The organism is Streptomyces sp. NPDC057253 (assembly GCF_042669125.1).
Taxonomy (GTDB): domain Bacteria; phylum Actinomycetota; class Actinomycetes; order Streptomycetales; family Streptomycetaceae; genus Streptomyces.
In genome coordinates, this window is sequence record NZ_JBHUXV010000203.1 from 1 (window position 1) to 10,344 (window position 10,344).

The window sequence follows — 10,344 nt, forward strand, 5'->3', positions numbered from 1 at the left end:
TTTCCCTTTCCGGCGGTTCCGACTCTATCAGATCCTTTCGGGCCTGATCCCCGGTCAGCGGGGCTTGTCTTCCCGGCTGTTGGGCCGTTCCGACGAGTGAGACTTTAGCGGATTCCCGGCTCCCGAGCTAATCGGGGGCCTGCGTCCTTTCGAACGCGGATTCCTCATTTCGCGAATACGCGCGCCAATACAGCGACGGCAGACAGAGCGACTGTCGTCGTTAGTTGGCTGGTACTTGCGGAATGGTTGTCCGGGGACCGACCAGGGTCGGCGCTCACGTCGGACAACTCGGAGAACACTACGTACCGGGCCGGGGAGTGTCAACTCAGGTACGGAACCGGGCCCGCAGGCGTACTCTGACACGCATGACTACGTGTACGTGCACCCAGCAGTGGTGGGCCGCCTGACGGCGGCCGTAAGCACGTATGCACTCAACGGCCGCCGCCTCGGCGGCCGTTCTCGTTTCTCCCTCCAGAGCTCCCGAGGGTCGGCCGGCCGGGGACGGCGGTCTCGACCAGGAGGTGGAGAGATGACGCGGGTCTTCAGCGGGATCAAGCCGACGGGGCACCTGACGCTGGGGAACTACCTGGGAGCCATGCGGCAGTGGGCCACGGTCGATCAGCACCAGGCGGAGTCGCTGTTCTGCATCGTCGACCTGCACGCCCTCACCGTCGACCATGATCCGGCGCGGGTGCGTCGGCTGAGTCGGCAGGCGGCGACGCTGTTGCTCGCGGCGGGGCTGGATCCCGAGCTGTGCACCGTCTTCGTCCAGAGCCATGTCGACGAGCATGCGCGGCTGTCGTACGTGCTGGAGTGCGTGGCCACGGACGGCGAGATGCGGCGGATGATCCAGTACAAGGAGAAGGCCGCCCGGGAGCGGGCGCGGGGCGGGAGCGTGCGGCTGTCGCTGCTGACCTATCCCGTGCTGATGGCGGCGGACATCCTGGCGTACGGGGCCGACGAGGTGCCGGTCGGGGACGACCAGGCTCAGCATGTGGAGCTGACGCGGGATCTGGCGGTGCGGTTCAACCAGCGGTACGGCTACACGTTCGTGGTGCCGCGGGCCACCGTGCCGAAGGTGGGCGCGCGGGTCATGAACCTCCAGGAGCCGCTGTCCAAGATGGGGAAGTCCGACGACTCCGGGCCGGGCATCGTCTATCTGCTCGACGAGCCGGATGTCGTGCGGAAGAAGGTCATGCGGGCCGTGACGGACAGCGGGCGGGACGTCGTGTACGACCGGGAGGCCCGGCCGGGGCCGGCGAATCTGCTGGAGATCCTCGCGGCCTGCACGGGTGGGAACCCATCGGAGCTGAGCGGTGTATATGAGTCGTACGGCGCCTTGAAGAAGGACACCGCCGAGGCCGTGGTGGAGGTCTTGAGGCCCGTGCAGGAGACGCACAAGGAGTTGTGCGCGGATCCTGGCTATGTGGAGGGGGTGCTGCGGGATGGCGCGGAGAGGGCGCGGGCGATGGCGCGGCCGACCGTGGATGCCGCTTATCGCGCGATCGGGCTGTTGCCGGCGGCGAGCGATATCGGGGTGAGTGCTGCCGTCGGGTAGCAGGTCTGCCCGGGTTCGGTCCCTGGTTGCCGCCCCACTGTGCGGGGGGCGGCACTGGGGGGCGTCGGTCAGTTGTTGTTGCCGGAGGCCAGTTCGCGGCTGCGGTCGCGGGCGGCTTCGAGGGCGGCGATGAGGGCGGCTCGTACGCCGTGGTTCTCGAGTTCGCGGATGGCGTTGATGGTGGTGCCCGCGGGGGAGGTGACGTTCTCGCGGAGCTTCACCGGGTGCTCGCCGCTGTCGCGGAGCATCGTCGCGGCGCCGATGGCGGACTGGACGATCAGGTCGTGGGCCTTGTCGCGGGGCAGGCCGAGCAGGATGCCGGCGTCCGTCATGGCTTCGACCAGGTAGAAGAAGTAGGCCGGGCCGGAGCCGGAGAGGGCGGTGCAGGCGTCCTGCTGGGACTCGGGGACGCGGAGCGTCTTGCCGACGGCGCCGAAGATCTCCTCGGTGTGGGCGAGGTGGTCGGCGGTGGCGTGGGTGCCGGCGGAGATGACGGACATCGCCTCGTCGACCAGTGCGGGGGTGTTGGTCATGACGCGGACGACCGGGGTGCCGCTGGCGAGGCGCTCCTCGAAGAAGGAGGTGGGGATACCGGCGGCGCCGCTGATGATCAGGCGGTCGGCCGGGACGTGCGGGGCGAGTTCGTCGAGGAGGGTGCCCATGTCCTGCGGTTTGACCGTGAGGATCAGGGTGTCGGCGGTCTTGGCGGCTTCCGGGTTGGTGACCGGGGTGACTCCGTAGCGGGTGCGGAGTTCGTCGGCCCGCTCCTGGCGGCGGGCGGTGACCAGGAGGTCGGCCGGGGCCCAGCCGGCGCGGATCATTCCGCTGAGCAGGGCTTCGCCGATCTTGCCGGTGCCGAGGACTGCGACTTTCTGGCTCATGCGGTCAGTCTGGCACCGGGTCGAGGGGGACAGGGTCGCTGTCCGGTGGTCGGGACGTGGGCCGGCGAGTGTCACTCCGGTCGGGGCTAGGCAGTCCTGCGCCTCAGGGTCGCCGCACCCAGGCCCAGGACCAGCAGGGCGCAGCCGGCCACGATCAGCGCGTCCCGGACGAAGGTCGCCGTCATGTCGGTGTGCCTGAGGACCTCGTTCATGCCGTCGACGGCGTAGGACATGGGCAGGACGTCGGAGATGGCCTCCAGGACGGGGTGCATGTTGTCGCGCGGGGTGAACAGGCCGCAGAGGAGGAGCTGGGGGAAGATCACGGCCGGCATGAACTGGACGGCCTGGAACTCGGAGGCCGCGAAGGCCGAGACGAACAGGCCGAGGGCGGTGCCGAGGAGGGCGTCGAGGAGGGCGACGAGCAGCAGGAGCCAGGGGCTGCCGATGACGTCGAGTCCGAGGAACCAGACGGCGAGGCCGGTCGCGAGGGCGGACTGGATGATCGCGAGGGTGCCGAAGGCGAGGGCGTAGCCGGCGATGAGGTCGCCTTTGCCGAGGGGCATGGCGAGGAGGCGTTCGAGGGTGCCGGAGGTGCGTTCGCGCAGGGTGGCGATGGAGGTGACCAGGAACATCGTGATCAGCGGAAAGATCCCGAGGAGGGAGGCGCCGATGCCGTCGAAGGTGCGTGGGCTGCCGTCGAAGACGTAGCGCAGCAGGAGGAGCATCACGCAGGGGATGAGGATCAGCATCGCGATGGTGCGTGGATCGTGGCGGAGTTGGCGCAGGACCCGGGCGGCGGTGGCGGTGGTGCGGGGGAGGCTGAGGGCGCTGGTGGGGGCGGGCGCGGGGCCGGCCGTGGGTGTGGTGGTCGTGGTCATCGCGTGGGCTCCTTGGTGCGGCTTGCCTGGACGGCCTGGTCGACCAGGTGGAGGAAGGCGGCCTCGACCGTGTCGGAGTGCGTGCGGGTGCGCAGGGCCTCGGGGGTGTCGTCGGCGAGGATCTCGCCCTGGCGCATGAGGAGGAGGCGGTGGCAGCGCTCGGCCTCGTCCATGACGTGGGAGGAGATGAGGAGGGTGGCGCCGCGGCGGGCGGCGATGTCGTGGAAGAGCTCCCAGAGGTCGCGGCGCAGGACGGGGTCGAGGCCGACGGTGGGTTCGTCGAGGACGAGGAGTTCGGGGGTGCCGAGGAGGGCGACGGCGAGGGAGACGCGGCTGCGCTGGCCTCCGGAGAGGTTGCCGGCGAGGGAGTCGGCGTGGGTGGTGAGGTCGACGTCGGTGATGGCCTGGGTGACGTCGGAGCGGCGGCGGTCGGCGGCGGCGCGGCCGGGGTTGAGGATCGCGGCGAAGTAGTCGAGGTTCTGGCGGACGGTGAGGTCGTCGTAGACGGAGGGGGCCTGGGTGACGTAGCCGATGCGGGTGCGGAGGGTGGGGTGGCCCGCGGGTCGGCCGAGGACGTCGAGGGTGCCGGTGACCTTGGCCTGGGTGCCGACGATGGAGCGGAGCAGGGTGGATTTACCGCAGCCCGAGGGGCCGAGGAGGCCGGTGATCTGGCCGCGGGGGACATCGAAGGCGAGGTGGTGCAGGACGGTGCGGGTGCCTCGGACGACGGTGAGGTCGCGGGCGTGGACGGCCTGGTCGGTGGTGCTGGTGGCTGCGGTGCCGACGGCTGTCGTGCCGGTGTCTGCGTTGCCGGGTGGGTCGGGCACTTTATTCATCATGCGATGAATAATGCTCCCGCCACCGCATCGCGTCAAGCTCGGTGCGCGGGACGGCGCAGGCGCGTGGTGGCGTGATCGGAGGCCGATGATCCGGTTGCGCGCCTCCAAAGCCCTCCGATCAGCGCGCCAACCCGCTGCGCGATCAACTGCCTTTACCGACAATGGATTTCAGTGCCGCCCACTCCCCCGGAGCGGCATGCCCACGCATCTCCCGCTCGCTTCGCAACCGGAGGTGCTCCGCTCATGCGCTGTCGCGTAGGCAAGGCCGATCTGTTCGCTTCTCTTGTCGTGTTTCTCGTGGCGCTGCCCCTGTGCGTGGGCATCGCCATCGCCTCCGGGGTGCCGGCCGAACTGGGGCTGGTCACCGGGATCGTCGGCGGGCTGGTAGCCGGCGCCCTGCCGGGCAGCAGCCTCCAGGTGAGCGGTCCGGCGGCGGGACTGACCGTGCTGGTCTACGAGGCCGTGCACCGGTACGGCGTGGAGGCGCTCGGAGTGCTGGTGCTCGGGGCCGGGCTGGTGCAGCTCGGGCTCGGGGCGCTCAGGCTCGGGCGGTGGTTCCGGGCCGTGTCCATGGCGGTCGTGCAGGGGATGCTCGCCGGGATCGGGCTCGTGCTGGTCGCCACGCAGGTGTACGCGCTGGGTGATGTGACGACACCGGCGGGCGGCCTGGAAAAGCTCGGCGGGTTGGTGGCGCTGCCCGGGCGGGTGGATCCGCCAGCGTTGTCAGTGGGGGCTGTCACCATGGCCGTACTGCTGCTGTGGCCTCGATGGCGGCGGGGGGCTCGGCTGGTGCCGGCGCCGTTGGTCGCGGTCGCGCTGGCGTCGGTGGTGACCGGGGTGGGCGACCTGGCGGTGCGGCGGGTCGAGGTGCAAGGGCTGGTGGATGCCGTACGGCTGCCGCGGGCGGCGGATCTCGGGCGGCTGACGGAAGTGGGGGTGATCGGGACCGTCGTGGCGTTCGCGTTGATCGCGTCGGCGGAGTCGCTGTTCAGCGCGGCGGCGGTGGACCGGCTGCACGCGGGTCGGCGGACGGACTACGACCGGGAGTTGATGGCGCAGGGCGCGGGGAACGCGGTGTGCGGGCTGCTGGGGGCGTTGCCCATGACGGCGGTGATCGTGCGCAGTGCGGCTGGGGGTCCCCCCTCTGGGGGAGTGCAGGCGGGGGCCAGGACGAAGGCCTCGCGGGTGCTGCACGGGCTGTGGCTGTTGCTCTTCACCGTCGTGGTGCCGGGGCTGCTCGGGCTGATCCCGGTGGCGGCGCTGGCCGCGCTGCTGGTGCACGCCGGGTGCAGGCTCGTGCCGGTGCGGGAGGTGCGGGTGCTGTGGCGGGGGCATCGGGGCGAGGTCCTGGTGCTCGGGGTGACGGCGGGGGCGATCGTCGTCGGGAACCTCTTCGAGGGCGTGCTGGTGGGGCTGGCGCTGGCCGTGGCCAAGACCGCGTGGGACATCAGCCATGTGCATGTGGAGACCGAGGACCGGGGGGAGGCGGGGATCGTCGTACGGGTGCTGGGGCATGCCACGTTCCTGCGGCTGCCGAAGCTGCTGGACGAGTTGGAGGCCTTGCCGCGGGACCGTGAGGTGCGGTTGGAGTTGGGTGGGCTCCGGCATGTGGACCACGCGTGCGCGGCGGCTCTGGAGGGGTGGGCCGCCGCGCGCGGTCAGGCGGCGGCGACCAGCAGTTCGACGTCGTAGGTCTCCTCCACGGTGCCGTCCGGGAAGACCTCCTGCAGGATCCGCCGCTCCTCGGTGAGGAAGACGCCCGTGTGTTCCTCACCGGCCACCAGGAAGATCGAGTGGCTGCCGATGTTGGCGAGGTGGGTGTCCAGGGGCACGCGGCGGCTCCAGCGGACCACCCGGTGGGCGAACTCCAGCCGGCCGCTGGGGTCGGCGAGGGTGGAGCGGGAGGGGGCGCCGTTCACCTCGGCGGCCGGGTTGGCGCCGTAGTCCCTGAAGTGCTCGGCGACCCGGCCGACCTGTCCGGCGATCCACGGCACGTCGAGGGCGTAGGTGTTCCACCACAGCACCAGCGCGCCGCCCGGCCGCAGCACCCGTACGGCTTCCGGGACCGCGCGGGCGGTGTCGGTCCAGTGCCAGGACTGGGCGTAGGTCACGAAGTCGACGGAGTCCGTGCGCAGCGGGAGGTCGTTGCCGTCGCCCCTGACGATCGGCAGGTCGGGGTGGAGGTGCCGGAACTGCTCGGCCATGCCGTCACCGGGTTCGACCGCGACGACCTCGGCGCCACGGGCGTGCAGCAGCGCGGTCGCTATCCCGGTGCCGGCCCCGATGTCCGCGACCCGGGCGCCCGCGAGGGTTCGGCCGGAGAGTTCCTCGATCGCATCGAAGAGGGCGGGTGGGTAGGAGGGGCGGTTGGCGGCGTACTGGGCTGCGGCGGCGTTGAAGGAGTGGGCCCGGCTGGTGTGGGAGGAAGCGGTCATGAGGCCATGGTGGCCGGGGTGGGCGTCAGGAGGGGGTGAGTTTCTGGTGAGAGGTGGGAGGTCGGGTGGGGGAAGGGGTGCGGGCCTGGGGTCTCCTGCGCCTCTGCCGCGGCTCTGCTGCGGCCCTGCCGCATAGGCGCGACCAGCAGCGACGGGGGGGACGCGACCGCCCGACTGCTCCTGCGTGCCCGGGCACCTTCAGCGGTGGCGCTTCTTCTTCGACGGGTTCCCGGTGCGGCGGGCACCCCGCTTCTCGTGCCGGCGGAGGGCCGCCTCGTACTCCTGCCGGTGCAGTTTCTCGCCCGGCGCCTCGGTGAGGGAGCGGAGGAAGTACGCGAGGAGGGACCCCACGAACCCGATGGCGAGCAGGCCGCGGAGGGAGGCCTGGCGGTCGGGGTCGGGGCGGTTGGCGAAGCCGTCCCAGGTGGTGCGGAAGGCCAGCGCGCTGCAGATGGCGAACATCGCGATGACGAGGACGGTCACGAAGCTGCCGGTGTCGGCGATCTGGAGACCCTCGTAGGCGAAGCGGAGGATCAGGCAGGAGGCGACGGCGGCGGCGAGCGAGCCCACGGCCACGCCGACGCGGCGGAGGGCGTAGCCATGGTCGTGGTCCACCCAGGTCGTGCCGAAGAAACGGATCGGCTCGGGGCGGGGGCCGCCCTCGGGGGAGCCCGCGGGGATGTCCTGGGTGCCGGATTCGTCGCTCACGGGACGATTATGGCTCCGGGCGGTGTGCGGGACGGGGGCGGGCTCCCTCGGGGGTCAGGTCAGCCGCAGCGTGAGGCCACGTAGCCGTCGCTGCCGGTGTGGACATTGGTGTCCGAGACGAACTCGCCGTTGGCGATGTTGTCCCAGATGTTCGACGTGCCGTAGTAGCCGGTCACCGTCTCGCCCGGTGTCTGGCAGTAGATCGCCACCTTCGCGCCCTCGGGAAGCACCCGGACGATGCTGTACTGCGTTCCCGGACCGCGGCGGACGTTCAGACGCTGTCCCGGCGCGGTGTCGTAGTAGTGGACGGCCGCCTCGGCGTGGGCGGCGCCCACCATGAGGAAGGCGCAGGCCAGGCCCGCCAGCGTGACGGATCTGCGTTTCAGGGCTGTCATGAGGATTCCCCCCGGGCGAGGCTCAGGAACAGCGGTCGGCCACATAGCCGTCGCTGCCGGTGAGTACGTAGGCGTCGGAGACGTACTGGCCGTTGCTGACGTTGTCCCAGATGTTGCTCGTGCCGTAGGGGCCGGACACCGACGTGCCCGGGGTCTGGCAGTAGATCGGCACCTTGGAGCCTTCGGGCAGCACCCGCACGACGCTGTAGCCCGTGCCGGGGCCGCTGCGGACGTTGAGCCGGACTCCGGGTGCGACCGAGTAGTAGCGAACGGATGCCGTGGCCGTCCGGGCCTCGGCAGCCTCCACGCCATCGGTCTCTTCGACGCGGTCAACAGACATGACGATCCTCCCCCGTTGGTCCCCATGACTGCCATGGGGACCCGTTGATACCCCTGAATCACGCCATGAAACACATGTACGCAACTCGCACGCGGACACTAGCAAGCCGCCTCTGTCCCGTACGAGTCATCGACTAGGCTCCGTGCGTCGCGCGCGCGAACATCAGCACGGGGGTGGTTCCATGGCGCCACAGGGCAACACCGGAGCGGGCGCGGAAGCGGAACTTCCCGAGTACGCCGGTCACTACCGGCTGGAGTCATGCCTGGGGTCCGGCGGGATGGGTGTCGTGCATGTCGCGCGCAGCACCTCGGGGATGAAGCTCGCGGTGAAGATCGTCCATGCCGAGTTCGCCAGGGATCCCGAGTTCAGGGGGCGTTTTCGGCAGGAGGTGGCCGCGGCGCGGAAGGTGAGCGGGGCGTTCACCGCCTCCGTCGTCGACGCCGATCCCGATGCCGAACGGCCCTGGATGGCCACGCTGTTCATCCCCGGTCCGACGCTCTCCGACGAGGTGAAGCGGAACGGCCCCATGGAACCGGCCCAGTTGCGGCGGCTGATGGCGGGGCTGGCCGAGGCGCTGCGTGACATCCACCGGGTCGGGGTGGTCCACCGGGATCTCAAGCCCAGCAACGTGCTGCTCGCCGAGGACGGGCCGAAGGTCATCGACTTCGGCATCTCTCGGCCAAAGGACAGCGAACTGCGGACCGAGACGGGGAAGTTGATCGGGACTCCACCGTTCATGGCGCCGGAGCAGTTCCGGCGGCCGAGGGAGGTCGGGCCCGCGGCGGACATCTTCGCGCTGGGTTCGGTCATGGTGCATGCGGCGACCGGGCGGGGGCCGTTCGACTCCGACAGTCCGTATGTCGTGGCCTACCAGGTCGTGCACGACGAGCCGGACCTGAGCGACGTACCGGCGAATCTCGCGCCGCTCATCGTGCGGTGTCTCGCCAAGGAGCCCGAGGACCGGCCGACGCCGGACGAGTTGATGCGGGAACTGCGGTCGGTGGCGGCCTCGTACGACACGCAGGCGTTCATACCGGCGCAGCGCACGGAGGAACGACCCGAGCGCGAGCCGGAGCCGGAGCCCGAACCCAGGCCCAGGGAGCAGGCGGCACGAACCAGGAGACGCCCCTCCAAAAAGGCGGCCCTGGTCGCCATCGCGGTGGGGCTCGTCCTGGCCGGCGTCCTCGCCTCCGTCCAGTGGCTCGGCGACGGTGCCGGCGCCGTGGCCAAGAGCGGCGGCGAACCCACGTCCACCGCTTCCCCGTTCGCCGGCTGGGCGAGGAAACCGGTGCCGAAGGGCACGGGTACGGCGCAGTGCTCGTACGGTGCCACGCAGTTGCTCTGTGCGCAGCCGGGTGTGGTCTTCGCCCTGGATCCGGCTGACGGCGCCCTGCTGTGGCGGCACTCCGTCTTCGAGTCGAAGCCGAGCGAACCGCCGGCCGTCGTGGGCGGTCTGGTCCAGCCCATGGTCGACGAGGGGCGGCGCCTCGAAGCGCTCGACCCCGCCTCGGGCAAGGCGCGTTGGCGGCGCACCCTGCCCGCGCACCACGGCATGCAGCTCGCGGGAGGAACGCTCCTGCTGACCCTCCTCGACGGCACGGTCACCGGTGTGGACGCCGCTACGGGCGACACCGGGTGGAGCCATCGGATACCGGGTCAGCCCCTGCCGACCTTCGTCTCGTTCCCCGGTGACCCGCTGGCCTACGCCATGAACCTCTCGGCCGATGCCTCGACCACACAGGTCACCGCGGTGGACCCGGCCACGGGTGACGTGCGCTGGGAGGCGCGGCTCAGCGGAAACGTGACACCCGTGGGCGTGCACGACGGATCCGTCTTCTTCCTCTCCACGAACGAGGTGTACGGCGACACGGACGCCGTCGTGCGCTACACCCCGGCGACCAGGTCCACGCGCCGGGTGAAGCTCCCGGTGGCACGGTCCGACGCCCAGGCCACGGTGCACGGGAACACGGTCTTCGTGCTGGCGACGAGCGGCGCGCTGGACGCTGTCGACACGGAGACGGGCAAGCGCCTCTGGAATCTCGAGACATCCGTGAGCCGGGGTTCCGTACCGGTCACCGACGGCCGCCACGTGTACTTCACCACGGCTGACGGACGGCTGCTCGCCGTTGAAGCCGCCAACGGCCGGCTCGTCGGGCAGACCCCGGCACGCCTCGGCTCGAACTCGGGCACGGTCGCCGGTGCGCTCCCCCACCCCGTCCTCGCCGACCACCACGTCTACGCCACCGCCCCCGACGGCACCGTGTTCGCCGTGGACGCCCGGGACCCGTCGGCCTGGTGACGCCGTAGTCC

Annotated in this window: 10 protein-coding genes; 3 read left to right on the forward strand and 7 right to left on the reverse strand. The window is 70.8% G+C overall.

Features of this window, described 5'->3' with window-relative positions:
• Positions 1-529: 529 nt before the first annotated feature.
• Positions 530-1,558, forward strand: coding sequence for a tryptophan--tRNA ligase (gene trpS / locus ACFULQ_RS46560; RefSeq protein ID WP_383557170.1), 1,029 nt, complete (start codon positions 530-532; stop codon positions 1,556-1,558).
• Between the two features lie 68 nt (positions 1,559-1,626).
• On the opposite strand, the gene proC is transcribed toward trpS, so the two are convergent.
• The 3 genes from proC to ACFULQ_RS46575 form a co-directional block, all read right to left on the reverse strand.
• Positions 1,627-2,439 (reverse strand): pyrroline-5-carboxylate reductase, encoded by an 813-nt coding sequence (gene proC, locus ACFULQ_RS46565; protein WP_383557172.1) that lies wholly within the window; start codon positions 2,437-2,439, stop codon positions 1,627-1,629.
• 86 nt (positions 2,440-2,525) lie between these two features.
• Positions 2,526-3,317, reverse strand: coding sequence for an ABC transporter permease (locus ACFULQ_RS46570; RefSeq protein WP_383557175.1), 792 nt, complete (start codon positions 3,315-3,317; stop codon positions 2,526-2,528).
• Positions 3,314-4,156, reverse strand: a complete 843-nt coding sequence (locus tag ACFULQ_RS46575; RefSeq protein ID WP_383557178.1) for an ABC transporter ATP-binding protein — start codon at positions 4,154-4,156, stop codon at positions 3,314-3,316. Before ACFULQ_RS46575 ends, ACFULQ_RS46570 begins: the two co-directional genes overlap by 4 nt.
• Before the next feature lie 243 nt (positions 4,157-4,399).
• Here ACFULQ_RS46575 and ACFULQ_RS46580 point away from each other — a divergent pair, with 243 nt between their 5' ends.
• Entirely contained in the window at positions 4,400-5,848 is a 1,449-nt protein-coding gene (locus tag ACFULQ_RS46580; RefSeq protein WP_383557181.1) for a SulP family inorganic anion transporter, read from the forward strand.
• On the opposite strand, the gene ACFULQ_RS46585 is transcribed toward ACFULQ_RS46580, so the two are convergent.
• From ACFULQ_RS46585 to ACFULQ_RS46600, 4 genes are all read right to left on the reverse strand, one after another.
• Positions 5,815-6,591 carry a class I SAM-dependent methyltransferase gene (locus ACFULQ_RS46585; RefSeq protein WP_383557184.1) on the reverse strand — a complete coding sequence of 259 codons (777 nt, stop codon included), beginning with the start codon at positions 6,589-6,591 and terminating at the stop codon, positions 5,815-5,817. The two genes, ACFULQ_RS46580 and ACFULQ_RS46585, sit on opposite strands and share 34 nt — an antisense overlap.
• A 198-nt stretch (positions 6,592-6,789) precedes the next feature.
• Positions 6,790-7,299 carry an EamA/RhaT family transporter gene (locus ACFULQ_RS46590; RefSeq protein ID WP_383557187.1) on the reverse strand — a complete coding sequence of 170 codons (510 nt, stop codon included), beginning with the start codon at positions 7,297-7,299 and terminating at the stop codon, positions 6,790-6,792.
• Between the two features lie 59 nt (positions 7,300-7,358).
• Positions 7,359-7,694, reverse strand: a complete 336-nt coding sequence (locus ACFULQ_RS46595; protein WP_383557190.1) for an SH3 domain-containing protein — start codon at positions 7,692-7,694, stop codon at positions 7,359-7,361.
• 22 nt (positions 7,695-7,716) lie between these two features.
• Positions 7,717-8,034 (reverse strand): SH3 domain-containing protein, encoded by a 318-nt coding sequence (locus tag ACFULQ_RS46600; RefSeq protein WP_383557193.1) that lies wholly within the window; start codon positions 8,032-8,034, stop codon positions 7,717-7,719.
• 181 nt (positions 8,035-8,215) lie between these two features.
• Here ACFULQ_RS46600 and ACFULQ_RS46605 point away from each other — a divergent pair, with 181 nt between their 5' ends.
• Positions 8,216-10,333 (forward strand): serine/threonine-protein kinase, encoded by a 2,118-nt coding sequence (locus ACFULQ_RS46605; RefSeq protein WP_383557196.1) that lies wholly within the window; start codon positions 8,216-8,218, stop codon positions 10,331-10,333.
• Positions 10,334-10,344 lie beyond the last annotated feature (11 nt).

Coding starts and splice junctions, on each gene's coding strand:
- trpS (WP_383557170.1), top strand. CDS start 530: ATGACGCGGGTCTTCAGCGGGATCAAGCCGACGGGGCACCTGACGCTG.
- proC (WP_383557172.1), bottom strand. CDS start 2,439: ATGAGCCAGAAAGTCGCAGTCCTCGGCACCGGCAAGATCGGCGAAGCC.
- ACFULQ_RS46570 (WP_383557175.1), bottom strand. CDS start 3,317: ATGACCACGACCACCACACCCACGGCCGGCCCCGCGCCCGCCCCCACC.
- ACFULQ_RS46575 (WP_383557178.1), bottom strand. CDS start 4,156: ATGATGAATAAAGTGCCCGACCCACCCGGCAACGCAGACACCGGCACG.
- ACFULQ_RS46580 (WP_383557181.1), top strand. CDS start 4,400: ATGCGCTGTCGCGTAGGCAAGGCCGATCTGTTCGCTTCTCTTGTCGTG.
- ACFULQ_RS46585 (WP_383557184.1), bottom strand. CDS start 6,591: ATGACCGCTTCCTCCCACACCAGCCGGGCCCACTCCTTCAACGCCGCC.
- ACFULQ_RS46595 (WP_383557190.1), bottom strand. CDS start 7,694: ATGACAGCCCTGAAACGCAGATCCGTCACGCTGGCGGGCCTGGCCTGC.
- ACFULQ_RS46600 (WP_383557193.1), bottom strand. CDS start 8,034: ATGTCTGTTGACCGCGTCGAAGAGACCGATGGCGTGGAGGCTGCCGAG.
- ACFULQ_RS46605 (WP_383557196.1), top strand. CDS start 8,216: ATGGCGCCACAGGGCAACACCGGAGCGGGCGCGGAAGCGGAACTTCCC.